The organism is Burkholderia sp. Bp9140, from assembly GCF_003853425.1.
GTDB lineage: Bacteria > Pseudomonadota > Gammaproteobacteria > Burkholderiales > Burkholderiaceae > Burkholderia.
In genome coordinates, this window is record NZ_QTPQ01000046.1 from 1 (window position 1) to 26,070 (window position 26,070).

Sequence of the window (26,070 nt, forward strand, 5' to 3'; positions counted from 1 at the left end):
TCCATCGCGACCGCGAGCGAGCGCACGCCGTCCCAGCGCAGCTCCATGTTGTAGTTCAGGCCGCCGCGAATCACGTGGCAGTGGTTGTCGGTCAGGCCCGGCAGCACGCTGCGGCCCTCGAGATCGACGACCTTCGTCGCGCGGCCCGCGAGCGGCATCACGTCCGCGTCGCTGCCGACCGCGACGAAGCGGCCGGCGGCTATCGCCACCGCCGTCGCCGTCGGGTTCGCGCGGTCCAGGGTCGTGAACCTGCCGTTGCGGAGGATCAAATCCGGTTGGGTTTCGGTTGCGGTCATATGCGTCACCTCACTTCGATCAAAGGCCGATGAGCTGCTTGAGGGCGGGGACCGCCTGCACGCCAATCACCATGCCGAGCAACCCGACCAGGGCAATCAGCGGCGGTGCGGGAGAGCGAACCTTGATTGCGCTGTAGATCACGCCTATCAGCAGGCCCGCACCAAGGGAAACCAGATAAGGTTCCATACGATCAATCTCCCGAACAAATTGGAATGCAGGCGTCCGCCCGGCAAACGCTCCGCGGGCGGCGTGGGCGGGTCGACCGCGTCACGCCGCCCGCATTGACGTATCGCCGCCGCGGCGCGCGCAGGGCACACGCCGCGGCAGCATCGACAGTCGCGACTGTCCGTGTCACTTCGCCGGCACGGGCGGAACCGACTCGTGCGGCGTCAGCGTACGCTCGGCGGCCTTGTGGACCATCGTGTACGCGTAGTCGACGCCCATCCCGTACGCGCCCGAATGCTCCTTCGCGATCGCCATCACCGCATCGTAGGTCTCGCGGCGTGCCCAGTCGCGCTGCCATTCGAGCAGCACCTGCTGCCACGTGACGGGCACGACGCCCGCCTGCACCATCCGCTGCATCGCGAAGTCGTGCGCGGCCTGCGTCGTGCCGCCCGATGCGTCGGCCACCATGTAGATCTCGTAGTCGCCTTCGAGCATCGCGCACAGTGCGAACGTGGTGTTGCAGACTTCCGTCCACAGGCCGGACACGACCACCTTCTTGCGGCCGTTCGCGGCCAACGCGTCGCGCACCTTCTGGTCGTCCCACGAGTTCATCGACGTGCGTTCGAGCGTCTTCTGGTTCGGGAACACGTCGAGCAGCTCGGGATAGGTATGACCCGAGAAGCCCAGGCTTTCGACCGTCGTGATCGTGGTCGGGATGTTGAATACCTTCGCAGCCTTCGCGAGGCCGACGACGTTGTTCTTCAGCGCCTGGCGATCGATCGACTGCACGCCGAACGCCATCTGCGGTTGCTGGTCGATGAAGATCAGCTGGCTGTTCTGCGGGGTGAGAACTTCAAGCTTCGGATTGCTCATGGCGGTGATGTCCTTTGACGGGGAGAAAAATAGCGCCTGCCTTGCCGGCAAGCCGGGGGGCGGCGGCGCCCGATGCGCTGTGCTGGGAGGTTTTCCTGCCAACGCCTGCCATTCAATACGGAAACCTGCAACACTGCCAATTAATCGTTCTGTTTAAAAACATCCGCGAAACAAGTCCTGAAAAAACCTTAAATCAGTTGAATTTTCGCGCCGCGCCCGCGATGACCTGATAGGCTCTTTTTCGACTACGTCCGTTCGTCGGCCGGGATTTTTCCGCATCCTTCCACACGGTTGTCATTCACTTCAATTCGTACTATGAAACCGTACATTTCCTCGATATTGGCCGGCATTCTCGCCGGCGCCGTCTACGCGTTGATCGGCGTGCAATCGCCCGCTCCGCCCACCATCGCGCTGGTCGGCCTGCTGGGCATCCTTGCCGGCGAACAGATCCTGCCGGTCGCGCGCCGGATGCTCGCGGGCATCCACCTGAAGACCGCATGGAGCGAGGCGAAGTGCAGCCAGCACATGTTCGGCGCCCTGCCCGGCGCGCAGCCCGCCAATGCCGCGGCGAAGCACCGCGAATCGACGCCGACATGACGGACCGTCATTGACTGGACAAGGCGGTTCCCGGCGTTAACATGGCAGCCCGACGCCCCGCCTGTGAAATCCAACATGAAGCTGTCATTCGAAGCGCTCGAAGCGCTGGACGCGATCGACCGCACCGGCACGTTCGCCGAAGCCGCGGAACTGCTGCATCGCGTACCGTCGGCCTTGACTTACCTCGTGCAAAAGCTCGAGGGCGACCTCGGCGTCGCCCTGTTCGACCGCAGCGGACGCCGTGCGAAGCTCACCCATGCGGGTCGCATCGTCGTCGAGGAAGGCCGGCGGCTGCTGCATGCGGCGGAACAGCTCGAGCGCAAGGCGCAGCGCGCGCAGCAAGGCTGGGAAACCGAGGTGCGCATCTGTGTCGACGAGATCCTGCCGTTCGACGCGCTATGGCCTTACGTGCATGCGTTCTACGGGCTCGAGATGGACACGCGGCTGCGGCTCTCCACCGAAGTCCTCGGTGGCACCTGGGACGCACTGGTTTCGCGCCGCGCGGATCTCGTCGTCGGTGCGGCGGACGAGCCGCCTGAACTGCCGGGCCTCGTTGCGCGACCGATCGGCATGCTCAGGCACGTGTTCGCCGTCGCCCCGACCCATCCGCTCGCGGCGATGCCCGAACCGCTGTCGATGGCGTCGGTCGTCGAGTATCGCGGCGCCGTCATCACCGATACGTCTCGCGAACTGCAGCCGCGCTCGGTCGCCGTCGATGCCGGGCAGTCGACGCTCGCGCTGCCCACGCTCGCGGCAAAACTGGCCGCGCAGTGCGAAGGGCTCGCCGTCGGCACGCTTCCGGATTGCATCGCGGCCCGCGCGATCGCGCAGGGCAAGCTCGTGGCCCGCCAGGTGACCGGCATGCGCGACACCACGCATTGCTACCTGGCGTGGCGCGACGACGAAGCCGGCCGTGCGTTGCGGTGGTGGGTCGAGCAGCTCGATCGCCCCGATCTCGTCGACCGGTTCCTCGCGCTTGCGTGATCCCGCCGTGTCGCGGGAACCCATCGAGCGCGCACTGCATCGCGTTCTCGAGCCACGCGTCCAGGCCCGGGCATCGGCCGACACATCGTGATCGAGCCGGCCACGCGCGCCGTTACGGTTCGCGCGGCAGCCGCCCGCCCTCGCCGGTCTCGCATGCAAGCGCGTTCGCTTCCGGCCACGCATCGTGTATACCGCGGTTCGATCCGGCGGGTCGTTCAAGCGCGGCCGCATACGCGGCCAGCACGCGCATGCGCGCATCGGCATGGACCGACGTCGCATCCCGATCCCGCATCGCCTCGAGCGCCGCGCGCGCGCATTCCCTCCCCTCGTCGACGAGAGACAGGTCGAACAGGCACGGCACCGCCACGGCCGCCAGCGCGATGCCGGTCTCCGCGTCGCCGTCCGGCGAGAATGCCCAGTCGAGCGCCGCGTGCAGATTGCCGAGTTCGCCGCGAACCCGGTCGAGCCGCGATCCGCCCGGCGCCAGCGTGAACAACGCATGGAAATAGTGCGCGTGCGCAAGCGCGGCCTCCGCGCATTCGCCGTTGTTCGCGAGCTGCTGCAGTGCGTAGGCGCGCGTCGTCGTCAGCAACCGGTAGCGCGGCGCGCCGTGCGCATTCTCGACGCTCACGAGCGACTTCGACACGAGGCCGGCGATCGTGTCGAGCAGGTCCGCATCGACCCCGAGCCGCGTTCCGACCACGTCCCGCACCGCGTCGATCGAAAAGCCGTCGCGGAACACGCCAAGCCATCGCAGCAGCACGCGTTCCGCGTCCCCCAGCAAGCGGTAGCTCCAGTCGTACATGGCCTGCAGCGTCCGGTGACGCGGCAATGCGGTGCGAAAACCGCCGGTCAGCAACCTGAAATGGTCGTCGAGATGGGCGGCCAGTACGTCGATGCCGAGCACGGCCGCACGGGCAGCGGCCAGCTCGATGGCCAGCGGCAGACCGTCGAGACGTCGGCACACCGACGCCATCAGGGACACGCTGCGTTCGTCGAGCGGAAAGCGCGGGGCGGCCGCGCGCGCGCGCGCCGCGAACAGTTGCACCGCGCTTGCGCCCAGTGTCTCGGCCGCGCCGGCGCGCTCGTCGGGGACATCGAGCGGTGGCACCGGACACTGCCGCTCGCCGTGGATGCGAAGCGCCTCGCGGCTGGTCGCCAGCACACGCAGCCCGGTGTCGGACTCGGTCAACACGGCCGCGATCCGCGCCGCCGCGTCAAGCAGATGCTCGCAATTGTCGAGCACGAGCAACATCCTGCGATGCGCGACGCTCGCCAGCACCGCTTCGAGCGTCCGCGATCGGGCCGGCAGCGCGATGTCCAGGCCATCCGCCAGCGCGTCGGGGACGCATTGCGGGCACGCAACCGTCGCCAGCGATACGACCGCCGCCCCATCCGGAAAGCGCGTCTCGGCCCGGATCGCGGCTTCGATCGCGACGCGCGTCTTGCCGATGCCGCCCGCACCGACCAGCGTCACGACGCGAGACGCGTCGAGCGCCGCGAGGACATCGGCAACCATCTGCTCCCGCCCCACGAGCGCGGTCGGCGCGGGCGCGAGCCGCGGCGTCGCGAGACGCACGGGGGCTCCGCCTTCGCCTTCGGCGGGTCGGCCGACGAGCCGATAGCCGCGCCCCGGCACCGTGACGATCAGATTCCGGTCCCGGGCCAGCGCCTTGCGCAACGACGCGATATGCACCTGCAGGTTGTTTTCCTCCACGATCGTGTGCGGCCACACGCGCTGCATGATCTCGTCTTTCGAGACCAGCGCGCCATTTGCCTGAATCAGGAGTTCGAGGATTTCGAATGCACGGCTGCCGATGCGTAACAGTTTGCCGTTCGAGCGAATTTCACGTCTGTCGAGAAAAACGTGAAGCGTTCCAATGCGGATCATGGGAATTTCTAATCGAGGGCATTTATCGATGCCTTGTCCAGAACGACATCGATCTGACACCAATGCTACGGCATTTGCTGTGTATATTGATTCGAATGATTAGAACGGAACGAGCAAATTTTTTGAACTGTCGGAATCCGCGCGCCTCGCGCCCGCTCTACGCGACGCGACACCGTGCCATCCATGCGGGACACGAGACGCCGTGATGCACCGACGAATGCGTTGCTTTACGAAAATACGACCACCGGTTCGGCTTCCATTTTTCTCCTGCATCGGCCGACACGGACATCCGGGCGCGCGACGTTTGCGCGCCCGTGTTTCAACGTACGGGTTCCCGGACCGTCCGCCGTGTCACGCGCGGACGAACGCCAGCAGTTCGTCGTTCAATCGCTGCGCATGCGTCAGATACAGCGCGTGCGGGCCGCCCTCGTACACGCTCAGCGTCGCGTGCGGCACGCGCGCCACCGTGGCGGCCCCCGTCAGCGCGAGCGGCGCCGTCTGGTCGTCGTCGCCATGAATCACGCGCGTCGGTACGTCGAACCGGTCGAGATCCGTCCTGAAATCGGTTTCGGAAAATGCACGGACGCAATCGAGCGTGCCCTTCAATCCCGCCTGCAGCGCCATGAACGAGGTCCAGTCGAGCGCGGCGCGCGAGATCGTCGAATCCGCCCGGTTCGAACCGGTGAACAACGGCCAGAAGTGCTCGAAGAATGCCGCGCGATCCGCCACGATCGCCGAGCGAATGCCGTCGAACACCGCGACGTCGACGCCGTCCGGATGATCGTCGCGCCGCGCGACCAGCGGCGTCACCGATCCGATCAGGACCGCCTTCGCCACGTGGTGCGTACCGTGCCGGCCGATGTATCGGGCAACCTCGCCGCCGCCCATCGAAAAGCCGACGAGCGTCACGTCGCGCAATCCGAGCGTCTCGATCAGCGTCGCGAGATCGTCCGCCAGCGTATCGTAGTCGTAGCCCGTCCACGGTTGGCCGGAGCGGCCGAAGCCGCGCCGGTCGTACGCGATGCAGCGAAAGCCGTGCGATGCGAGATGATGCATCTGGACGTCCCACATGTCCGCGTTCAACGGCCAGCCGTGAATGAACACGACAGGGCGCCCCGCGCCCCAGTCCTTGTAGTGAATCGAGACGCCGTCGCGTGTCGTGAACGTGCTCATGAAGCTACCTTGGAGATGGAAAAAATCTCGGCCGCCCGCCGCGGCCGATGATTGGGATGCACCGTCTCCGGTCACGAACGGGACATCCTGACGATGAACCGGTCCAGTTCGGACGCGAGGATCGCCTCCCAGCAATTCGCGGGACGCTTCGATCCGCGCCACTGCGGCTTGTAGATCGCGTCGCCGGTGCGAATCGGCTGGCCGGTCAGTGCGCAGCGCCCCAGCGAGCGGGACTTTGCGCTGATCCAGCGCTGCTCGTCATACCGGCAGTGCGTCGGATCGCTCCACGACACGAGTACCGACGAATCGGTCTGCCGCTCGATCGCGACGATCGCGCACCGGCGGCGTGCGCCACCGCTCGACGCACCGCGTGCATCGTCACGATGACGGCGGCGCGCGATGTCGCGGTCGCGAAGATTCGACGACGCGCAGCGGCTTGCACCGGGCGACGGATCGAGCAGCGTCATCACGTGCTCCCAGCGATCGAATGCGTCCATGACGGCATATCCAGGCAAATGGCGAGAGATTCGGACGTTTCGCATCCGCGCCCGTCACGGTCGTCACCCGCCGGCGCGAACCGGCAGCGACCCGCGACGGGACGGCTTGATGCTGACGATAGCGGGCGGCCGCTGAAGAGTCTTGATTCCCCGGCTTAATTGTTCTGGCCGCCCCGCACGCGCGGCGCGCGGCACGACCGGTTCATGAAAATTCAGCCGGATTTCAGTACAGGCCGCCCGGCCCCGCGATAGGCTCCCGTCGACGTTCGTTCGCTCCCCTCGTGCGCCCGCCGGCCCACGAGCGCGAACGCACGCCGTCTGCCGGCGAGATTGCCGCATGCGGGCAGATCCGGACCTTCCATTCCACGCGGCATCGTTCCACCGCACGTTCAAGGAGCTTCAATGCGCCCCGCAGACACCGACGCCGTCCCCTCGGCGCGCCGCCGAGACATGCTGCTTGCCGGCGCGACCGCCGTTGCAGCCGCCGCGCTGCCGGCCGCCGCCGCTGCCGCCCCCAAACATGCCTCATCCGCCCATCAAGGAGCCCATGCGATGAACACGATCACCACGAAAGACGGTACGCAGATCTATTTCAAGGACTGGGGCAGCGGCCGCCCGGTCGTCTTCTCGCACGGCTGGCCGCTGTGTGGCGATGCATGGGATGCGCAGATGCTGTTCCTGGTGCAGCACGGCTACCGCGTGATCGCGCACGATCGCCGCGGTCACGGCCGATCGAGCCAGCCGTCGCAAGGCAATGACATGGATACCTACGCGGACGATCTCGCCGCGCTGATGAATGCGCTCGACCTGCGCGAAGCCACGCTCGTCGGCCACTCCACCGGCGGCGGCGAAGTCGCGCACTACATCGGCCGTCACGGCACGAAGCGCGTGTCGAAGGCCGTGCTGATCGGCGCCGTGCCGCCGCAAATGGTGAAATCGCCGTCCAATCCCGGTGGCTTGCCGATGGACGTATTCGACGGCATCCGCAAGAACGTCGCCGAGAACCGTTCGCAGTTCTACAAGGATCTCGCCGTGCCGTTCTTCGGCTTCAATCGCCCCGGCGCGAAGGTATCGCAGGGCACGATCGACGCATTCTGGGCGCAAGGGATGATGGGCGGCGTGTATGGCCAGTATCTGTGCGTGAAGGAATTCTCCGAGGTCGACTACACCGAGGACCTGAAGAAGATCGACGTCCCGACGCTGATCCTGCACGGCGACGACGACCAGATCGTGCCGATCGACGATTCCGCGCGCCTGTCCGCGAAGATCGTCAAGCACGCGCAACTCAAGGTCATCCCCGGCGGCTCGCACGGCATGTGCGTCGTCGACGCGGAGCGGATCAATGCCGAACTGCTCGCGTTCCTGAAGGCGTAAACGTCGCCGCACGGCGCGCCGGCCGGCGCGCCCTTCAGCTTGTTTCAGGAATTTTCAGGGCGCAGCCATCTGATTGCCGCGCGCGTCGACGCGGAACGGCCGCCGGTCCAGCGCCGGCTCATTCGGGCGCGCCGCCCGGGCGCACGCCCAGCGCTTCGGCTTGCCGCACGAGGTCCGGCAGCGTGCGCACCTGCATCTTCTTCATGACCTGCGCCCGGTGCACCTTCACCGTGATTTCCTGCAGGCCGAGACGCGACGCGATCTGCTTGTTCATCAGACCCGCGACCACATGGCTCATTACTTCGCGTTCGCGCGGCGTCAACGACGCATAGGCCTGACGCAGCACACGCAATGCGCGATCGCGCGCGAGACGGTCGCGGTCCCCGGCCAGTGCGCGGCCGACGGCATCGAGCATCGCATCGTCGTCGAACGGCTTCGTCAGGAAGTCGAGTGCGCCGCCCTTCATCGCCTTGACCGTCGTGGCCACGTCACCGTAGCCCGTCATGAACAGGATGGGCACGTTCAGCCCCGTGCGCACGGCTTCCTCCTGAACGGCCAGCCCGCTCTCGTCGGCAAGACGCACATCGAGGATCAGGCAGCTCGCCACATCGGGCCGCTCGAACGCGAGAAACGCCCGCGACGATGCAAAGGTCTCGACGCGAAAACCGGCCGAACGCAACAGCGCGCTCAACGCGCGCCGCAGCGTTTCATCGTCGTCGACCACATAGACGATCGACGTCATATCCGGCGTGCTTGCCATTGCTTTCCCTGTACAGGCGTCCCGTTCATCATGAAATGATAAACGAGCCGGGAGCCCCGCGGAAATGCCAGGCAGCCGCGATCCGGCCGATCGACGGGGGCCGTCAGGCAGGGCCCCCGCCCGATGCGGCCTGATCGATCAGATTGATCATATCGTCCGATGAAAACGGCTTGCGCAGAAACGCGACCGCGCCTTGCGCGAGTGCGCGACGAACCGACTCGTCATCCCCGTGCGACGACATGAAGATGACCGGAATCGTCGCGTTGCGCTGAACCAGCAGGCGCTGAACGTCGAGGCCGCTCATCCCCTTCATCTTCAGGTCGATCAGCACGCAAACCGCATCGTCCAGCGGGCCGCTCGCGAGGAATTCCTCGCCCGACGCAAACGGCAATGCCGTATAGCCAGCCGATTTCAACAGGCTGGCAAGACTTTTGCGGACCGACGCATCGTCATCGATGATGCAAACCATGCCCATGAAATGAGAACCCGAAATCTGTGTCAATCCAGAACATCGCGATACCGCTCGAGCGGTATCGACAGACGTATCACGCCCACCGCCTGAGCGCCGGCACCGGTTGCGCGGACGCGACCGGCGTCGGCGGCAGCCCGTCCGCGCGCGCCTCCGCCACGAAGGACGCATATCGGGCATGAACGCGACCGGCCTCGCCGGACTCCGCCAGCTTCTCGAGCGCATAGGCGCGCACGACCTCGAGCAACGAGTAGCGCTTCGAAAGCCCGACGGAATGGACGACCAGCAGCGATTTCGACGCGAGGCTGACGACGCAGTCGAGCACCTGATCGGCGGCCGGTTCGTCGCAGGCGCCCAGCGCGCACGCCGCGTCGAGCCGGAATGCATCCGGAAACACCGCGAGACGGCACAGCACGATGCGCTCCGCATCGTCGAGCAACTGGTAACTCCACTCGATGGTGGCCCTGAGGGTCTGCTGGCGCGGATGGGCCGTGCGCAGGCCGCCGGACAACGACAGGACGGACTTGTCGAGATCGGTGGCCAATCCCTGGATCCCGAGCGATGCCACACGGGCCGCGCCGAGTTCGAGGGCGAGCGGCAGGCCGCTCAGGCGGCGGCAGATGGTCGCGATCGCGTCAAGCGTCTGCCTGTCCGCGGGAATGTCGGTGCCCATCGCGCGCGCGCGCGCCAGAAACATGCGGACCGCACCGCACGCGAGGATCTCGTCGCCGTTCGCACCGGCCGGCGGCACCGGCAGCGGGCCGACCCGGTACACGCGCTCGCTGGCGACCCGCAACGGTTCGCGACTCGTCACGACGAGCAGCGCGCCGGTATTTCCCGCCGTGATCGCTTCGCAGAGCGCCGCGAGTTCATCGACATGCTGCTCGGCATTGTCGAACACCAGCATGACGCGCCGCCCGCCGATCGCGCGCACGACATCCGCCGGCTCGGCGGCCGGGCTGCCCGGCGCGCCGAGTGCGTCCAGCACCGCGGATTCGAGCGTCGCGCCGCCCGGCCGGCCGGCGAGATCGAGCCGGATCGACTCGATGCCGCATGCCGCCGACCAGGCCGCGACGACCTCCTGCGCGAGATGCGTCTTGCCGACACCGCCGGGCCCGACCAGCGTGACGAGCGCCTCGCGCTCGAGCAGCGCGTGCAGTTCGGCCGCGTCGCGCTCGCGGCCGATCAGCGGGCATTTGCGCGACACGCCGCCGGCGCGTGCGCCGCCCGCCGCGTCGAACCGCTCCGGCTCGCGCTCGGCGCGGGAAAGGTCGACCGGCGGAGCAAGGCGATATCCGCGGCCCGGTTCGGTCCGGATCCAGCCGTGCTTGCCGCCGAACAGCTTGCGCAGCGTCGACACGTGCACCTGGATGTTGTTCTCGACCACGATCGTGTGTGGCCACACGGCCTGCATGATTTCTTCCTTCGATACGAGCCTGCCGGCTGCCTTCACCAGCAGCTCGAGGATCTCGAACGCGCGGGCGCCGATATATCGCGACTGCCCGTCGACGTAGACTTCGCGGCACTCAAGGGAGACCGTCACCCGACCGAACCTGTACATGATCCGCACCCGCCCATGCTGCGTGAAACCGTGCGCCGCCTCGCGAGGCGGCACGCTCTGTCCTGCCCTTCCGGCCGCGTCGCGGCATGTCGGAAAGCGTGAACGGATCGTATGGCGCGACAGGCGCGCGGACCATTATCCATAGGTTTAGTCCGGTGCCGGCACGCGTCGGTCGCCGGCTCTGCCGCAAGTACTGCAAATTCTCGCGAGCTGACGGACAATGCACGGGCCCGCCGCCACGCGCGCATTCAGCCCGGCCGATGCCGCTTTACGAGCCGCTTACACCCTGCTTCAACCCGCCTGCCACGCCACCGTGAACCCAGCTTTGCTCACCCCGGACAACGCGAATCGAATGGACGCCGACTGGTTCGCGCGCGCCAGCGTGTCGAATGCGGTTCGCTCCGGCGACATCCTGCGGTTCGACCTGACGGACGCCGACACGGGACGCGTGTGGTCGGCATGCCAGACCCGCTGGGAATTCGATTCGCGCTGCCGGCAATTCGAGCGCGAGTTCGCATTGAACGACGTGCTGGAACCGGGGTGGGCGCTGATTCCCGCCGCGCTGATCCGCGCGGCCGACGGCCCGGTGCTCGTTTATCCGCGTGTCGACGTACAAGCGTTCGACACGCTGGCCGACGAACCGCTGCCGCTCGAAGTCTTTCTCGACACCGCGATCCATGCCGCGCGCACGCTAGGGGAACTGCATCGGCGCGGCTGGCTGCATGGCGATCTGCAACCGGCCAGTTTCGTCACCGCGCCGAACGGCACGGTCATGCTCCGCTCGTTTGCGCATGCCCGCGACCGGCGCACGGAGCCTATCGCCGAGCGCACGATCCGCACGGATTTCGCCGCGTTCGCGGCGCCTGAAGTCTCGGAGGGCGCGTGCGTCGACGAGCGCTCCGACCTCTACGCGTTCGGCATCACGCTGTTCCGCCTGCTGACCGGCGCGCTGCCGTACCAGGCCACGTCAGCTTCCGAATGGGTTCATGCGCACGTCGCCATGCAACCGGCGCCGCCCACGGCCTTTCGCGAAGACGTGCCGGCCATCCTGAACGACCTGATCCTGAAGCTGATCGCGAAGGAGCCGGCCGACCGCTATCCGTCCTGCGAAACGGTGCAGCGCGACCTCGAACGCATCCTGCGCGACTGGCGGACCTCGGGCCCCGTCGAGCCGTTCACGCTCGGCGGCAGCGCTCCGCTCGGCGGCCTGCACACGGCCGACCTGCTGGTCGGCCGCGAGCCCGAGTCGCGCCGGCTCGATGCGATACGCGCGAACGTATCGCGAACCGGCGAGGCAGCCATCGTCCTGATCGACGGGGCGGCCGGCATCGGCAAGACCGCGCTGATCGAGGCTTTCACGCGCGACGTGCGCGCCGCGTCGCGCACCGCGTGGTGCGCGTCGGCGAAGGTCGGCCAGTTCCAGCCCGCCCGGCCCTACGCGCCCGTGCTGCAGGCGTTGCGCACGCTGTTCGGCAGTGCGCTGGCCCGGCGCGACGATGAAATCGCGGCGATTGCCGCGCGGCTGCGCGACTGCGTGGGCCGTCAGGCCAGCCTGCTGGCGCGCATCTTCCCGGAAATCACGTGGCTGCTCGACGTCGAGCCCGTCGCGTACGCCCACGCCGATGCGATTCCGGAATTTCGGCTATGCCAGATCGTCGTGAACGCTTTCCGCGCGTTCGCGGCGCCGGCCGAACCGCTCGTCGTGACGCTGGACGACATCCAGTGGGCCGACGACGCGACGCTCGCGTGTCTCGCGTCGCTCGCGGCCGATCCGCCGGCACATTTCTGTATCGTCGCCGGTTATCGGAGCGGGCCGCAGCACACACTCGCGCCGGCCTTCCGCCGCTTCCTGCGGCAGCTCGACCGCACGCGCGTGTCGACCCTGACGCTCGCGCCGCTGGGCGCCGCCGACGTCCCGCGCATGCTGGCCGGGATGCTCCGCGACGCGCCGGATCGGCTGTCCGGGCTGGGCGCCATCGTTCACCGCAACACCGGTGGCAATCCGTTCCACATCCAGCAACTGCTGCGTGCGCTGATCGACGAGCGGCTGCTCGACTACGACGCGGCACGGCAAACATGGCAATGGTCTTCGGCCGATATCGACGCGCGCTTCCCGAGCGAGAACGTCGTCAGCCTGCTGGAGAACCGGATGCAGCGGCTGCCGCACGAATCGAGAATGCTGCTGTCGCTGCTGGCGTGCATCGGCATCGACGCCGACGATACGCTGCTGTGCGCAGCCGCCGGCAAGACGCGCGCGGAACTCAGTTTCTGGATGGACCCCGCGCGTCAGGCCGGCCTCGTGTCGCTCGCCGGCAATCGCTGGCGCTTCGTTCACGACCGCGTCCTCGAGGCTGTCTACGCGCTCACCGACCGCGCGGAACGCGCGCTGCGCCACACCCGGATCGCCGCGGCGATGCTCGCCCGCGTGGACCGTTCGTCGACCGAATGCCTGCTCGCCCTGGCGAGCCAGATCGAGCAGGCGAAAGCCGCGCCGCTCGACCGCGCGCTCGCGCTCGCCTTCGCGGATGTGCTGGTCGCGGCGGCACAGGCGGCGGCCCCGGCCGCCGCGCGCGATCGCGCACTGTCGTTTCTCGCGTCCGCGCAATCGCTGCTCGGTCCCCACGCGTGGGCGCAGCACTATGGTCTCGCGAGCCGAATCGGCATCCTTCGCAGCGGCCTGCTCCTCGCCACCGGCGAAACCGCGCAGGCGGCCATCGCGATCGACGCGCTCATGGCGCGCACGCGCACGCCGGCCGACCGTGCCGAGGCCCACCGGCTGAAGGCCGCGCAACTCACGGTGGAGTCACGCTACCGGCAGGCCGTCGACGTCGCGCTGGCCGGGCTGGCCCTGCTCGGCGTGGAACTGCCCGCCGAGCCGGTCGAGGCCGATCTCGCGGCAGCCTGCGACGCGGTGCAGGAGGCGCTCGGCGGCCGCGCCATCCACGCCCTCGTCGACTTGCCCGTCATGACCGACACGCGCGTGGAAGCCACGATGGCGCTGTTGACCGCGCTCGAGGCCGCGATGTTCTATCCGAGCGGCGGGCTGATGCTGCTGCATTTCGCGACCATGGTCCGGCTGACCTTGCAGCACGGCGTCACCGCCGCGTCGGTGCAGGGCCTCGCCTGGTACGGCGTCAGCATTGCCCAGCATCACGATGCGTACGACGACGGTTTCGCATTCGCGCAGGTCGCGCTCGCGCTGGTCGATCGCCACGGCTTCGAGCGCTACCGTTCCGCGACGCTGATCGCGCTCGACCAGGTGAGCGTCTGGACCCGGCCGCTGTCGTACGCGCTCGAATGCGCGCGCGATGCGAAGGCGGCGGGCAATGCGAGCGCCGAGCTGCGCTGGATGTGCTACAGCTGCAACCACATCGTCAGCGATCTGCTGTCGATGGGCGAGGCGCTGCCCGCGATCCGCGACGAGATCGATCCGCTGCTGGAAATCGCGCGCGGCGCGCGTTACGACGACATCGTCGACCTCGTTTCCACCCAATCGGAATTCGTCGACGCGCTGCAGCTCGGCTTCGATCGGCCGATCGGCACCTGGCGCACCCGTGCGTCGACCAGGACGCCGATGTCGGTGCTGCAGTTCTGGACCGACGTGCTCGCCGGCCAGGCGGCGTTCATCTTCGGCGACGCAGACGCGGCGCGCGCATCGCTCGATGCGGCCGCACCGTTCGCGTGGTCGACGCCCGCGCACATCATGCAGTCCGACTTCCAGCTGTTCGGCGTGCTGGCGGGCATCGCGAGCGACGGCGGCGCCACGCCGCCCGACCGGCTGCTCGAACGCTTCGCGCCGCAGCGCGCGCGCGTCGCCGCGTGGAGCGACCGGAATCCGGCGACGTTCCGCAACAAGCTCGCGCTGATCGACGCCGAGTTCGCCCGCGTACGCGGCGAGCATGTCGTCGCGATGCAGCAGTACGAGGCCTCCGCCAGCCTCGCGGCGGAGCGCGGTTTCGTGCACGAACAGGCGCTCGCGCACGAACTGGCCGCGCGCCACGCCGCGTCGCTCGGGCTGAGCGGTCCGGCCCGCCATCAGTTGCGGCTCGCACACGCGTGCTACCGGCGCTGGGGCGCGACCGGCAAGACGCAGGCAATGGAAGCGCAGCATCCGTTCCTCGTGATGGATCCGTTGCCGGGCGGGCCGGCCGTGCCCGCGCGCGAGGACCTCGATTTCGCGCTCGCGATGCGCGCGGCGCATTCGCTGTCCGAGGAAATCGTGCTGGAGCGCCTGGTCCAGACGCTGATGCGCAACATGATCGTCTATGCGGGCGCGCGCTACGGCCTGCTGCTGCTCGCACGGCACGACCGGCTGACGATCGAGGCAACCGCGCGCATCGTCGGCAGCGACGTCGTCGTCGACATTGCGCGCGGCGAACCCACCGAGGAAGACGTTCCGCTGTCGATCCTGAACACCGTCGCGCGAACCCGCAAGCCGGTCGTGCTCGCGAACGCACACCGCGAAGGCGTGCCCGATCACGTCGACAGCCTGCGCGCGCATCCGACGCGCTCGCTGTTCTGCCTGCCGTTGCTGAAACAGGGTGCGCTGATCGGCGTGCTCTATCTCGAGAATGCGCTGACCAACGGCGTGTTTTCGCCGCGGCGCATCGCGATGCTGGAAGTGCTGGCGCCGCAGGCGGCCAACGCGCTCGAATCCGCACGGCTCTATGCGGAACTGATCGACGAGAACGCGCGCCGGCTCGAGACGGAGGCCGCGCTGCGGCATGCCCGGACCGAGCTCGCGCGCACCGCGCACGTGACCGTGATGGGCGAGCTGGCCGCGTCGATCGCGCACGAGATCAATCAGCCGCTCACCAGCATCGTGACGAGCGCGGGTGCCGGCATGCGCTGGCTGCGCGGCACGCAGCCCGACCTCGACGAAGCGCTCGCAAGCCTCGAGGACATTCGCGCGTCCGGCGTGCGGGCGGCCGACATCGTCCGCGCGTTGCGATCGCTCGCACGCCAGGCGCCGCTCGCGCTCGCACCGCTCGCGATCGACGCGCTGATCCGCGACATGCTGCATCTCACGGCGCCCGAAATCGACGCCAAGCAGGTCGCACTGCGCGTCGACCTGCACTGCAACGACCTCCACGTGATGGCGGATCGCACGCAGCTCCAGCAGGTGATCCTGAACCTGGTCACCAACGCGCTCGACGCGATGGACGGCCCGGCCACGTCGCGCGAGCTCGACGTTGCGTCGCACGCCGGCGACGGCCACGTGGTCATCTGCATCGCGGATCGCGGCGCCGGCATCGACGCCGGCATCGCCGGCCGGATCTTCGATCCCTTCTTCACGACGAAGCCGCACGGCATGGGGATGGGCCTCGCGATCTGCCGCTCGATCATCGAGGCGCACGGCGGCACGCTCGAGGCCGTGCCGCGCGACGGCGGCGGGACCGCGCTGACGTTCCGGCTGCCGGTGTCGACGACGCACTGACTTCAGAACGTTTCAGCGCAGCTTCAGGAAATGGCGGCGACGCCCGCGTAGACTGCCTTCACGAGCCGTCGTGCGGGCATTCGCCTGCGCATGGCGCCCATCCTGGAGTGACGCATGATTTCCGCCGCACAGCGTCGCGCGCGTCGAATCGAGCACGAGCGGCCGATTCGCGTGGAGCGCGCATGAAGCACACACGACTCTGGTTCGGTTTGGCCGGCGTCGCGGTCGCCGGCCTCGCGGTCGCGGCCGCGATCATGGTCCGGCCGTCGATCGCGCCGATCGACCCGCCCGAGCGCGCGTCGTTCGATCCGCAACTCGTGCGGGCCGGCGCGCGCGTGGTCGCGCTCGGCGATTGCGTCGTCTGCCATACGGCGAAGGACGGCAAGCCGTTCGCCGGCGGGCTGCCGCTCGCGACGCCGTTCGGCACGATCTACGCGACCAACATCACGCCGGACGCCGATACCGGCATCGGCCGCTGGTCGCGCGACGCGTTCGCGCGTGCGCTGCGCAGCGGGATCGCCCGCGACGGTCATCCGCTCTACCCGGCCTTCCCGTACCTTCATTTCACGCGCATGTCCGACGACGACATCGCGGCCGCGTACGCGTACCTGATGACGCGCGAGCCGGTTCAAGCGAACACGCCGAAGAACGACCTGATCTTCCCGCTCAACTTCCGCCCGCTGGTCGCGTTCTGGAACGTCCTGTTCCTGCGCGAGGGGGCGTACGCGCCGGACCCGTCGCAATCCGCGCAGTGGAATCGCGGCAAGGCGCTCGTCGACGGTCTCGGCCACTGCGCGTCCTGTCACTCGCCGCTGAACGCGATCGGCGGCGAACAGGCAGGCAAGGCGTTCGACGGCGGCATCGTCGACGGCTGGGAAGCGCCGCCGCTCAATGCGCTCGGCAGCGCGGCACGTCCGTGGACGCAGGCGCAACTGGTGACGTACCTGCGCACCGGCCGCGCGAGCGAGCACGGCGCGGCCGCCGGACCGATGCTTCCCGTCACGCGCGATCTCGCGACCGTGCCCGCGGACGACGTCGAGGCAATCGCCACGTACATCCTGTCGATCCAGAAACCGGGCGGCCCGCGGACCGCCGCGGTCGACGCCGCGCGGGCGCCCGCGACACCCGCCGGACAACGCGGCGCGGTTCTGTTCCAGGCATCGTGCGCGCAGTGCCACGGGCCGGCGGCGCCGATGCAGTCGATCGGCGAGCGGCCGACACTCGCGTTCAGCACGGCGGTCGCCGCGGACACGCCGCGCAATGCGATCCAGATGATGTTCAACGGCATCGGCTGGCATGGCGAGGACACGCTGAACTACATGCCGTCGTTCATCGACCCGTACGACGACCGCCAGATCGCGGACCTCGCCGCCTATATCCGCGAAGCGTACTCGGATCGCCCCGCGTGGAACGGCATCGAAGCCATGGCGGCGCAGCTCAGAAAAGAGGACAGCACGCGATGATCACCCTCACCGTCAATGGCGCGCGGCACACGCTCGACATCGATCCGTCCACGCCGCTCCTCTATGCGCTGCGCAACGATCTGCACCTGCACGGCGCGAAGTTCGGCTGCGGCCTCGGACAATGCGGCGCATGCACCGTGATCGTCGACGACAAGCCGATGTTCTCGTGCCTGATCCCGGTCTCCGCGGTCGGCGCGCGCAGAGTCAGAACCCTCGAGAGCCTCGGCACCGCCGAGCGGCCGGGCAAGCTTCAGCAGGCGTTCATCGATCACCAGGCGGCGCAGTGCGGCTATTGCATCGCGGGCATGATCATGCGCGCGCAAGCGCTGCTCGAACGCAATCCGAAACCGACCGAACGCGAACTGCGTACCCACATGGAACCGAATCTGTGCCGTTGCGGCACCCACCTGCGGATCCTGGCGGCCGTGCGCCAGGTCGCGGGGCTGCCGGATCCGCAGCCGGCCGGCGCGCCGGTCACGATCAGCAAGGGGCTCTGTTGACGTCCTCCTCCGCGCCTAAATTCGGAGGATTCCCACACCTGGCGATGCACGTCCGCATCGGAGAATGTTCAGCGCAGCATTGGTATCACGATCATGCACGACACCACAGCTACTGCACTTCCATTCCCTTATTCGCAGTCCCGCGATACCTTTCGGCCGCGTCGTGCTGTCTTTCGACCCGCACGCCGAACAGGACTGGGTGGAACCGCTTTCGTCGACTTCCTCGAACGTGGCTCCGTGCGCGATCGCCTTGTAACGGAGCTTGTCCCGAAAGGACGACCAGGATGCGTCGTAGACGCTCTTCGCCATCCTGGATCTGGCGAGCTTCGCGGCCGACACGTTGCCGACCGCGATGTAATCGAAGCGACGGACCAGATTGAGCGCGAGCTTGTGTTGGAAATCGGCACGGGCATTCGCGACCTTGGCGTGCAGCTTCGCGATATGTCGCTTGTGCTTGCGCGCCCGTTGCGCTTTCGCGAGCTTCTCGGCCGCGCGTCGGCCGAGTTGGTCATTAGGCAGCTTCTCGCCCGTCGAAAGTGTGGCGAAGTCTTTCAGGCCGAGATCGATACCGACACCCGAACGGATCGGGTGAGCCTGAACATCGGGCATCTCGATCACGATGTTGAGAAACCAGTTGCCCCGTGCGTCTTGCGCAAAGCTGGTCCCGTCCTTGATCTTTCCGTCGGGAAGCGGTCGGCTATTGAATACGCGAAAGGTGTTGCCGGCAAAGCGAAACGCATCGCCCTCGCGCTTCAGGTCTCGGCCCTTCAGCGGCACCCAGCCAAGCGATTTCCTGCCGCGATAGCGCAGGTAAGGGCGTCGATGCTGGCTGCGCGACTTCGCGTATTGCTCGCACGTGGCGTTGACCGTGCCGGAGTGAATGCCGAGCGCCTTGCTGCTGCCGGTCGTCAGCACGTTCAAGTCGAAACCCGTCGGCCATTTCTTGCGCCACTTGAGAGCATGCTTCTGCGTGTCGTTGCAGAAGTTCCAGACGTAGTTCACCGCGCGGCTCTGCTTGTTAAGCAGTCCGTTGAGCGACTTCACCCGGTAGCGGTAGACAAGGATCATGCTGGTGATCCTAACCCGTGGAAGAAGCTGCCTGTCAACAGCACGCCTTTCCTTCCCGCCATTCGCCCCGAAGGAAGTCCCCTTGGGGGAAATGGCGGGGTTTCTCGGAGCAAATTCTGATGAATGCACCCGACGACATCGACGAAGGCCGCCGGCACTTCATGGTTTCCGGCGCGCTGTTCGTCGCGTTCAGTCTTGCGCCGGCCGCTCGCGCCGCCGCCGAGGTCGTGATCGCGGACGAAGGCGCGGCCGTCCATGTATCCAAAGCCACCGAAACGCTGGCCGGCAGCCTGAAGACCAACCCGCTGCTCGATGCGTGGATCAGGATCGCGCCCGACGGCAAGGTCACCGTGTTCACGGGCAAGGTCGAGCTCGGCACCGGCGTGCGCACCGCATTGCTGCAGGTGGCGGCCGAGGAGCTGAACATGAAGCCCGCGCTGATCACGTTCCTGACCGCCGACACCGGCGCATCGCCGGACGAGGGCCTGACCGCCGGCAGCCATACGATGGCGGACAGCGGCTCCGCGCTGCTGAACGCCGCCGCGCAAGTGCGCGGGCTGCTGGTCGACGGCGCGGCGAAGCAGTTCGGCGTCGATCCGCGCACGCTCACGGTCGCCGACGCGCTCATCAAGGCGCCGGACGGCCGCACGATGCGCTATGGCGATGCGGTGCGCATCGTCGACCTGCACCGCAACGCGACGCCGACGTCGCCGCTGAAGCCGCCGGCGACGTTCACCGTGATCGGCACGTCGCTGCCGCGTGTCGACATTCCGAACAAGGTCACGGGCGGCATCAGCTACGTGCAGGACATCGAACTGCCCGGCATGCTGCATGCGCGCGTCGTGATGCCGCCGGTGTACGACGCGAAGCTGCAGTCGTTCGACGAAGCCGCGATCCTGAAGATGCCGGGTGTCGTGCGGATCGTGCGCAACGGCAGCCTGCTTGCAGTCGTCGCACAGGGCGAATGGCAGGCGGTCGTCGCGCAGCGCGCGCTGGCCGCCGGCAGCCGCTGGTCGGCGGGCCGCCCGTTGCCGGACCGCGCGACGGTCCATGAAGACCTGAAGCGCATCGCCACGCAGGACATCGAGATCGCCAGCACGCATGCGGCCACCGCGCCCGCGACGAAGACGCTGAGCGCCACGTTCCGCAAGAACTACCTGCTGCACGGCTCGATCGGGCCGTCCTGTTCGGTCGCGCATCTCGAGAACGGCACGCTGACCGTGTGGACCCACTCGCAAGGCGTCTACCCGCTGCGCGACGCGCTCGCCGAAATGCTGTCGATGCCGAAGGCGGCGATCCGCTGCATTCACACCGAGGGCTCCGGCTGCTACGGGCACAACGGCGCGGACGACGCCGCCGCGCATGCGGCGCTGATCGCGGCCGCGATGCCCGGCAAGCCGATCCGCGTCCAGTGGATGCGCGAACAGGAGCACACGTGGGACCACTTCACGCCGGCCATGGTCACCGAAATCAGCGCGTCGCTCGACGCCGGCGGCCGTATCGTCGACTGGAAGTACGCGCTGTGGAGCAGCTCGCACAACGAACGCATCGTCAATGCCGGCAGGCTGCTGCCCGCGCGAATGCTCGAGCCGCCGTTCATCCCCGCGCCGTCGACGCCGATGCTGCAGCCCGAGGGCGGCGGGGATCGCAATGCGATCCCGCTGTATGCCCTCCCGAACATGCACATCGTCAACCACTTCTCGCCGACGATGCCGCTGCAGACGTCGGCCATGCGCTCGCTCGGCGCCCATACGAACGTCTGGTCGATCGAAAGCTTCATGGACGAGCTCGCGCACGCGGCCGGCATCGATCCCGTCGAATTCCGGCTGCGCCACATGCAGGACCACCGCGCGCGCCAGGTGATCCAGCTCGCCGCGGCCAAATTCGGCTGGCCCCGCCCGCCGCGCGAGCGCAACCGCGGCGTGGGCTTCGCGTTCGGCAAGTACAAGAACCTGATGGCCTACGTCGCGATCGCGGTCGAGATTTCGGTGGTGCCGGAAACGGGCCAGGTGACGCTCGATCGCGCGGAAGTCGCGGTCGACGCGGGCCAGGTCGTGTCGCCGGACGGCATCCGCAACCAGATCGAGGGCGGCATCGTGCAGGCCGCCAGCTGGACGCTGTACGAGGCGCTCCAATACGACACGCAGCGCATCCGCAGCTTCGACTGGAGCAGCTATCCGATCCTGCGTTTCCAGGCGGCGCCGCAAAGCGTGAAGGTGCACCTGATCAACCGCCCCGGCGCACCGTTTCTCGGCGCGGCCGAAGCGTCCATGGGGCCGACCGCCGGCGCGCTCGCCAACGCGATCTTCGACGCGACCGGCCAGCGCCCTCGTGAAATGCCGTTCGCCGGTGAAGGGCTCAGGAAACGCATCGACGCATAGCGTCGTCGCACCACCGATCGCGCCGGCACGAACCGGCGCCGACACTCGACAGGCTGGAGATTGCTGAACGATGGATACCTTGCTTTCGATGCGCGTGTTTACGCGCATCGTCGAAACGGGCAGTTTCACGCGCGCGTCGGATACGACCGGGCTCACCACACCGCGCGTGTCCGCCCTGCTGAGCACGCTCGAACAGCACCTCGGCTGCCGGCTGCTGAACCGCACGACCCGCCGCATCTCGCTGACCGAGGACGGGCAGGCTTACTACGAACGCTGCGTCGGGGTGCTGCGCGAAATCGACGACATGGAGGCGGCGGTATCGCAGGCGCGCAACGTGCCGCGCGGCCGCCTGAAAGTGAACCTGCCGCCGGCCATGGCCAAGCAGATCATGGTGCCGGCGCTGCCCGCGTTTCTCGCCGCCCATCCGAACATCTCGATCGAACTCGGCGTGACCGATCGCCAGATCGACCTCGTCGGCGAGGGCGTCGATTGCGTGGTGCGCGTCGGCGCGCTCGACGACTCGGGCATGATCGCGAAACGGATCGGCAGCCTGACCACCTGCACGTGCGCGGCCCCCGCGTATCTCGATCGATGCGGCGCGCCCGAGACGGTCGACGATCTCGCGCAGCATGTCGCGGTCAGTCACATCTCGGCCGACACCGGCCGGCCGCGGCCATGGGACTACGTCGTCGACGGCGAAACGCGCATCGTGCAGCTGTGCGGCACGGTCGCGGTCAACGACGCCGATACCTACATCGAATGCGGCGTCGCCGGCATCGGCCTGATCAAGACGTCGCTGTACCTGGTCGAGCCGTATCTGAAATCGGGACGGTTGCGCGAGGTGCTGACCGATTTCAACGCCCCGCCCCGGCCGATCTCGATCCTGTATCCGCCGAATCGGCATACGCCCGTCAAGCTCAAGATCTTCGTCGACTGGCTCGCGAGCCTGTTCGCGCAGATTCCGACACTGCAGGGCGAGCGCGGCTGAACGCGGCCGCAGGCTGCCCTGCCCGGACGCGCGCCGCGCGCCGCCCGCCCCAACGGTTTTCACATCCTCGACACCGTGTGCGCCGCCGGCCGGCCTTGCGAGCGTCGGCGTGCGGCGCCGCCAGCCCCGCCGGCCGGCGGCGGCGTTGCGCGCGGGCCATGCGCCCTTTTGCGCGGCACGCAATGCTCGATTGCGCGGCGGACGTATTCCGTTGTCGTCGATCGATCAATAGTCTTGACGGCATTGCGGCGTGCCCCGCTCGCCGCTGGCGGAATCGCAATGCATCGCCCGGCAAGCGGGCGCCCGACATCTCGTTCAAGGAGTCGACCATGTCAACGGAATCCACCCCGCACGCGGCCCCCGGGCAGGCGGCCAGGCTCACGCAGGGCCTCATCCTGCTGTTCGCGTTCAGTTGCGGCGCGATCGTCGCGAACCTGTACTACGCGCAACCGATCACCGAGCTCATCGCGCCCGGGCTGCACATGTCCGGCGCGACGGCGAGCCTCATCGTGTCGCTGACGCAGATCGGCTACGCGCTCGGCCTGTTCTTCATCGTGCCGCTCGGCGACCTGGTCGAGAACCGCAAGCTGATGATCGTCACGGCCGTGATCTCGATCGCGAGCCTCGCGGCGGCCGCGGTGACCCGGACGCCCGGCCTGTTCCTCGCGATCTCGCTGCTGATCGGCTTCAGTTCGGTCGCCGTCCAGATCCTGGTGCCGCTCGCCGCGCACCTCGCGCCGGATCATTCGCGCGGCCGGGTGGTCGGCACGATCATGAGCGGCCTGCTGCTCGGCATCCTGCTCGCGCGCCCGCTGTCGAGCGTGGTGGCCGACGCGTTCGGCTGGCGCTTCGTGTTCGCGGCCGCCGCGGTGCTGATGACGCTCGTGACGGCCGTGCTCGCGCTGACGATTCCGTCGCGCCGGCCCGAGCATCGCGCGACCTATTTCGCGCTGATCGGCTCGCTGCTGCATCTCGTTCACACGATGCCGGTGCTGCGCCATCGCGCGTTGTACCAGGGCCTGATGTTCGCGTCGTTCAGCCTGTTCTGGACGGCCGTGCCGGTCGAGCTGACGCGTCACTACGGGCTGTCGCAATCCGCCATCGGGCTGTTCGCGCTCGTCGGCGCGATCGGCGCGACGTCGGCGCCGGTCGCCGGCCGCCTCGCGGATGCCGGCCATACCGTGCGCGCGACGCTGATCGCGCTGGTCGCCGGCGCACTGTCGTACGCGGTCGCGCTGATTCACGGCGTGGGCCTGTACGGCCTCGTCGTCACGGGCATCGTGCTCGATTTCGCGGTGCAGATGAACATGGTGCTGGGCCAGCGCGAGATCTACGCGCTGGACGCGACGAGCCGCAACCGCCTGAACGCGCTGTACATGACCAGCATCTTCGTCGGCGGCGCCATCGGCTCCGCGCTCGCGAGCCCGCTGTACGCGCACGGCGGCTGGCCGCTGGTCGCCGCGTTCGCCGGTGCGTTCCCGATCGTCGCGCTCGCGCACTACCTCGTCATCGGGCGGCCGCACGCGCAACGCCACGCACGCGCCTGAACCGATCCCGACCGCCGGTTCGCGCACGGATGCCGCCCGGGTCGTTCGCGCGCCGGAACGTTGCCGGCATGTCAGCCCGGCTTTCCGCAGGGCCCGCCGTTCGCCTCGGGGCGACGGCGGCTGCACCCTGCTCCACGCACAAGGAATCCACCATGTCTTCCCTGCTCAGCACCTACGATCTGCGCGGCCTGCCGCTGCCCAACCGAGTCGTGATGGGGCCGATGACGCGTTCGCGCGCACCGGCGCGCGGCCAGCCGACCGGGCTCATGGCCGAGTACTACGCACAGCGCGCGTCCGCCGGCCTGATCGTCACCGAGGCGATCAACGTCAGCCACGCGTCCGCGGCGTTCGAACTCACACCCGGGCTCGTCACCGACGCGCAGGCGGCCGGCTGGAAGCAGGTCACGGACGCGGTCCATGCGAACGGCGGCCGCATCTTCGCGCAGCTGTGGCACGGCGGCCGCGTCAGCTCGCTGACGCTGCTCGGCGGCAACGCGCCGCTGTCGCCGTCCGGCATCAACGACGACCTCGAGCATCTGCAGGTGTGGGCGCAGTTGCAGAACGGCTACTACACGAAGATTCACGCAACACCGTCGCGCGCGATGACGACGGACGAAGTCGCCGCGACGGTCGATGAATTCCGCCGCGCGGCGGCCCGCGCGATGGCGGCCGGCTTCGACGGTGTCGAGATCCACGCGGCCAACGGCTACCTGCCGCACCAGTTCCTGTCGTCGACACTGAACCGCCGCGACGACCGCTACGGCGGCTCGCTCGCGAACCGCGCGCGCTTCCTCGAGGAGATCGTCGACGCGATCGGCGGCGTGATGCCGCTTGGCCGCGTGGGCGTGCGCATCTCGCCGTACGCGGAATACAACAACGTGCGCGACGCGGATCCGGATGCAACGTACGCGTACGTCAACCGCATGCTGGACGAAGCGGGTGTCGCCTACCTGCATGCGGCGGACACCAACGGCTGGAGCGGCGAGCCCGACCTGCCGCGCATCGTCGAGCACACGCGCAAGACGTTCGGCGGCACGCTGATCGTCAACGGCGGCATCGCGCCGGACGCCGCGAACGCGCTGATCGATGCGGGCGACGCCGATCTCGTCGCATTCGCGCGCGCCTACATCGCCAACCCGGATCTCGTCGAACGCATCGCCATGCACGCGCCGCTCGCCGCGCCGAGGTCGATCGGCTGGTATGGCGGCGGCCGCGCGGGATACGTCGACTACGCGCGGCACGGCGCGGTGGAACCGGCCGCCTGAACCCGGCGGCGAGGCGGCGGCCCGGCGCAATGCCCGTCGGGCCAGACGGGCTGCGGCGGAAGCCGGCCGTCGCTTCGCAACGGTTCCCTCAGGCGTCGTTCCAGCGCGCACCCAGCACGCGTCCGCAGAAGTTCGGGCGACGAAAATCCGGGTCGGCCCGCTCGAGCACGTCGGCGCTCCATGTGCCGAACGTCGACGCCGGCCGGTGCGCGACCCCGCGCGCGACCGCGTCGAGGAACGCGGCGCCGAACCCGTCACCGCGCGGGTACGCGGCGAGCAGCGCGCGGCGCTCGTCGGCGGAATGCGCGTCGAAGTCCGCGGCCATCAGGTCCGTCGAGACCGCGGACGACAGCGCACGCGCCAGCGGCGACACGCGTGCGGCGACGCCGGGCGTCGTATGCAGCGCGATTGCGCGCCATACGTCGTCGCACACGTGCGGCGGCGACCGGTGCCGCAGCAGGAACGCGTGCGCGGCATCGGCGCTGTCGAGTTCGTAGCGCGCGCTCGAGCGGCAATACGCGGTACTCAAGCCCATGTTCGCGTACATCGCGGCCACGTACAGCGCCTCGGCATCGCACGTCTCGCGCGCACGGCGCGCGGCGAGCGAGGCGAGGACGAACACCCGGCAAGCGTGATCGGCGATCACGCGCGGCAATGACGCGCGCGCTGCTTCGGCGGCCTCGATCGCGACCGGCGTCCTCGGAATGCGGACGCCCGCGACTTCGTCATCGGCCGGTGCGCACGTGTGCGCAGAGCTCATTTCGTCTCCTTCTGCCCCAT

Annotated in this window: 22 protein-coding genes; 11 read left to right on the forward strand and 11 right to left on the reverse strand. The window is 68.2% G+C overall.

What is annotated here, in order from left to right; genetic code table 11:
- From DIE21_RS30705 to DIE21_RS30715, 3 genes are all read right to left on the reverse strand, one after another.
- The coding region (locus DIE21_RS30705) for an amidohydrolase family protein (RefSeq protein ID WP_148092765.1) at window positions 1–296 on the reverse strand (296 nt) is incomplete at its 3' end.
- A gap of 19 nt (window positions 297–315) precedes the next feature.
- On the reverse strand, window positions 316–483 hold the full coding sequence (locus tag DIE21_RS30710) for a DUF1427 family protein (protein WP_124501199.1): 168 nt from the start codon (window positions 481–483) through the stop codon (window positions 316–318).
- Between the two features lie 165 nt (window positions 484–648).
- Window positions 649–1,335 (reverse strand): hydrolase, encoded by a 687-nt coding sequence (locus tag DIE21_RS30715; RefSeq protein ID WP_124501200.1) that lies wholly within the window; start codon window positions 1,333–1,335, stop codon window positions 649–651.
- A gap of 14 nt (window positions 1,336–1,349) precedes the next feature.
- Between DIE21_RS30715 and DIE21_RS30720 the strand changes: the two genes are divergently transcribed.
- From DIE21_RS30720 to DIE21_RS30730, 3 genes are all read left to right on the forward strand, one after another.
- Entirely contained in the window at window positions 1,350–1,565 is a 216-nt protein-coding gene (locus DIE21_RS30720) for a hypothetical protein (RefSeq protein WP_124501201.1), read from the forward strand.
- Between the two features lie 85 nt (window positions 1,566–1,650).
- A complete protein-coding gene (locus DIE21_RS30725; RefSeq protein ID WP_124501202.1) occupies window positions 1,651–1,932 on the forward strand; it encodes a XapX domain-containing protein in 282 nt (93 codons plus the stop codon).
- A 75-nt stretch (window positions 1,933–2,007) separates the two neighbouring features.
- Window positions 2,008–2,916, forward strand: coding sequence for a LysR family transcriptional regulator (locus DIE21_RS30730; RefSeq protein WP_124501203.1), 909 nt, complete (start codon window positions 2,008–2,010; stop codon window positions 2,914–2,916).
- A gap of 112 nt (window positions 2,917–3,028) precedes the next feature.
- On the opposite strand, the gene DIE21_RS30735 is transcribed toward DIE21_RS30730, so the two are convergent.
- The 3 genes from DIE21_RS30735 to DIE21_RS30745 form a co-directional block, all read right to left on the reverse strand.
- Window positions 3,029–4,807 carry a winged helix-turn-helix domain-containing protein gene (locus DIE21_RS30735; RefSeq protein WP_124501247.1) on the reverse strand — a complete coding sequence of 593 codons (1,779 nt, stop codon included), beginning with the start codon at window positions 4,805–4,807 and terminating at the stop codon, window positions 3,029–3,031.
- Between the two features lie 351 nt (window positions 4,808–5,158).
- Window positions 5,159–5,980 carry an alpha/beta fold hydrolase gene (locus DIE21_RS30740; protein ID WP_124501204.1) on the reverse strand — a complete coding sequence of 274 codons (822 nt, stop codon included), beginning with the start codon at window positions 5,978–5,980 and terminating at the stop codon, window positions 5,159–5,161.
- A gap of 71 nt (window positions 5,981–6,051) precedes the next feature.
- Window positions 6,052–6,477: a DUF3331 domain-containing protein gene (locus DIE21_RS30745; protein WP_124501205.1), complete on the reverse strand. Its 426-nt coding sequence runs from the start codon at window positions 6,475–6,477 to the stop codon at window positions 6,052–6,054.
- A gap of 552 nt (window positions 6,478–7,029) precedes the next feature.
- Between DIE21_RS30745 and DIE21_RS30750 the strand changes: the two genes are divergently transcribed.
- Window positions 7,030–7,851 (forward strand): alpha/beta fold hydrolase, encoded by an 822-nt coding sequence (locus DIE21_RS30750; RefSeq protein WP_185640723.1) that lies wholly within the window; start codon window positions 7,030–7,032, stop codon window positions 7,849–7,851.
- A gap of 118 nt (window positions 7,852–7,969) precedes the next feature.
- On the opposite strand, the gene DIE21_RS30755 is transcribed toward DIE21_RS30750, so the two are convergent.
- The 3 genes from DIE21_RS30755 to DIE21_RS30765 all read right to left on the reverse strand — a co-directional run bounded on the left by DIE21_RS30755 (window position 7,970) and on the right by DIE21_RS30765 (window position 10,623).
- Entirely contained in the window at window positions 7,970–8,611 is a 642-nt protein-coding gene (locus tag DIE21_RS30755; RefSeq protein ID WP_124501207.1) for a response regulator transcription factor, read from the reverse strand.
- A gap of 103 nt (window positions 8,612–8,714) precedes the next feature.
- On the reverse strand, window positions 8,715–9,260 hold the full coding sequence (locus DIE21_RS30760; protein ID WP_311767467.1) for a response regulator: 546 nt from the start codon (window positions 9,258–9,260) through the stop codon (window positions 8,715–8,717).
- Window positions 9,157–10,623, reverse strand: a complete 1,467-nt coding sequence (locus DIE21_RS30765) for a winged helix-turn-helix domain-containing protein (protein ID WP_185642876.1) — start codon at window positions 10,621–10,623, stop codon at window positions 9,157–9,159. Before DIE21_RS30765 ends, DIE21_RS30760 begins: the two co-directional genes overlap by 104 nt.
- 370 nt (window positions 10,624–10,993) lie before the next feature.
- On the opposite strand from DIE21_RS30765, the gene DIE21_RS30770 reads away from it, so the two are divergent.
- The 3 genes from DIE21_RS30770 (at window position 10,994) to DIE21_RS30780 (ending at window position 18,041) form a co-directional block, all read left to right on the forward strand.
- A complete protein-coding gene (locus DIE21_RS30770) occupies window positions 10,994–16,078 on the forward strand; it encodes an ATP-binding sensor histidine kinase (protein ID WP_185642878.1) in 5,085 nt (1,694 codons plus the stop codon).
- A 182-nt stretch (window positions 16,079–16,260) separates the two neighbouring features.
- Complete coding sequence (locus DIE21_RS30775; protein ID WP_124501210.1) at window positions 16,261–17,541, forward strand: cytochrome c; 1,281 nt, start codon at window positions 16,261–16,263, stop codon at window positions 17,539–17,541.
- Window positions 17,538–18,041 (forward strand): (2Fe-2S)-binding protein, encoded by a 504-nt coding sequence (locus DIE21_RS30780; RefSeq protein WP_124501211.1) that lies wholly within the window; start codon window positions 17,538–17,540, stop codon window positions 18,039–18,041. Before DIE21_RS30775 ends, DIE21_RS30780 begins: the two co-directional genes overlap by 4 nt.
- A gap of 15 nt (window positions 18,042–18,056) precedes the next feature.
- On the opposite strand, the gene DIE21_RS30785 is transcribed toward DIE21_RS30780, so the two are convergent.
- Window positions 18,057–19,109 (reverse strand): RNA-guided endonuclease TnpB family protein, encoded by a 1,053-nt coding sequence (locus DIE21_RS30785; RefSeq protein WP_124501212.1) that lies wholly within the window; start codon window positions 19,107–19,109, stop codon window positions 18,057–18,059.
- Window positions 19,110–19,228: 119 nt separating this feature from the next.
- Between DIE21_RS30785 and DIE21_RS30790 the strand changes: the two genes are divergently transcribed.
- The 4 genes from DIE21_RS30790 (at window position 19,229) to DIE21_RS30805 (ending at window position 25,290) form a co-directional block, all read left to right on the forward strand.
- On the forward strand, window positions 19,229–21,490 hold the full coding sequence (locus tag DIE21_RS30790) for a molybdopterin cofactor-binding domain-containing protein (protein WP_124501213.1): 2,262 nt from the start codon (window positions 19,229–19,231) through the stop codon (window positions 21,488–21,490).
- Window positions 21,491–21,560: 70 nt separating this feature from the next.
- Window positions 21,561–22,478 (forward strand): LysR family transcriptional regulator, encoded by a 918-nt coding sequence (locus DIE21_RS30795; protein WP_124501214.1) that lies wholly within the window; start codon window positions 21,561–21,563, stop codon window positions 22,476–22,478.
- A 329-nt stretch (window positions 22,479–22,807) separates the two neighbouring features.
- Complete coding sequence (locus DIE21_RS30800; protein ID WP_124501215.1) at window positions 22,808–24,025, forward strand: MFS transporter; 1,218 nt, start codon at window positions 22,808–22,810, stop codon at window positions 24,023–24,025.
- Between the two features lie 152 nt (window positions 24,026–24,177).
- A complete protein-coding gene (locus DIE21_RS30805) occupies window positions 24,178–25,290 on the forward strand; it encodes an alkene reductase (protein ID WP_124501216.1) in 1,113 nt (370 codons plus the stop codon).
- Between the two features lie 88 nt (window positions 25,291–25,378).
- Here the strand turns inward: DIE21_RS30805 and DIE21_RS30810 are convergent, their stop codons facing one another.
- Entirely contained in the window at window positions 25,379–26,050 is a 672-nt protein-coding gene (locus DIE21_RS30810; protein WP_124501217.1) for a phosphohydrolase, read from the reverse strand.
- Window positions 26,051–26,070: the final 20 nt, after the last annotated feature.

Coding starts and splice junctions, on each gene's coding strand:
- DIE21_RS30810 (WP_124501217.1), bottom strand. CDS start 26,050: ATGAGCTCTGCGCACACGTGCGCACCGGCCGATGACGAAGTCGCGGGC.
- DIE21_RS30795 (WP_124501214.1), top strand. CDS start 21,561: ATGGATACCTTGCTTTCGATGCGCGTGTTTACGCGCATCGTCGAAACG.
- DIE21_RS30755 (WP_124501207.1), bottom strand. CDS start 8,611: ATGGCAAGCACGCCGGATATGACGTCGATCGTCTATGTGGTCGACGAC.
- DIE21_RS30750 (WP_185640723.1), top strand. CDS start 7,030: ATGAACACGATCACCACGAAAGACGGTACGCAGATCTATTTCAAGGAC.
- DIE21_RS30725 (WP_124501202.1), top strand. CDS start 1,651: ATGAAACCGTACATTTCCTCGATATTGGCCGGCATTCTCGCCGGCGCC.
- DIE21_RS30780 (WP_124501211.1), top strand. CDS start 17,538: ATGATCACCCTCACCGTCAATGGCGCGCGGCACACGCTCGACATCGAT.
- DIE21_RS30775 (WP_124501210.1), top strand. CDS start 16,261: ATGAAGCACACACGACTCTGGTTCGGTTTGGCCGGCGTCGCGGTCGCC.
- DIE21_RS30800 (WP_124501215.1), top strand. CDS start 22,808: ATGTCAACGGAATCCACCCCGCACGCGGCCCCCGGGCAGGCGGCCAGG.
- DIE21_RS30785 (WP_124501212.1), bottom strand. CDS start 19,109: ATGATCCTTGTCTACCGCTACCGGGTGAAGTCGCTCAACGGACTGCTT.
- DIE21_RS30805 (WP_124501216.1), top strand. CDS start 24,178: ATGTCTTCCCTGCTCAGCACCTACGATCTGCGCGGCCTGCCGCTGCCC.
- DIE21_RS30715 (WP_124501200.1), bottom strand. CDS start 1,335: ATGAGCAATCCGAAGCTTGAAGTTCTCACCCCGCAGAACAGCCAGCTG.
- DIE21_RS30730 (WP_124501203.1), top strand. CDS start 2,008: ATGAAGCTGTCATTCGAAGCGCTCGAAGCGCTGGACGCGATCGACCGC.
- DIE21_RS30790 (WP_124501213.1), top strand. CDS start 19,229: ATGAATGCACCCGACGACATCGACGAAGGCCGCCGGCACTTCATGGTT.
- DIE21_RS30745 (WP_124501205.1), bottom strand. CDS start 6,477: ATGGACGCATTCGATCGCTGGGAGCACGTGATGACGCTGCTCGATCCG.
- DIE21_RS30710 (WP_124501199.1), bottom strand. CDS start 483: ATGGAACCTTATCTGGTTTCCCTTGGTGCGGGCCTGCTGATAGGCGTG.
- DIE21_RS30770 (WP_185642878.1), top strand. CDS start 10,994: ATGGACGCCGACTGGTTCGCGCGCGCCAGCGTGTCGAATGCGGTTCGC.
- DIE21_RS30740 (WP_124501204.1), bottom strand. CDS start 5,980: ATGAGCACGTTCACGACACGCGACGGCGTCTCGATTCACTACAAGGAC.
- DIE21_RS30735 (WP_124501247.1), bottom strand. CDS start 4,807: ATGATCCGCATTGGAACGCTTCACGTTTTTCTCGACAGACGTGAAATT.
- DIE21_RS30760 (WP_311767467.1), bottom strand. CDS start 9,260: ATGCCCGATATGCGTCCTTCGTGGCGGAGGCGCGCGCGGACGGGCTGC.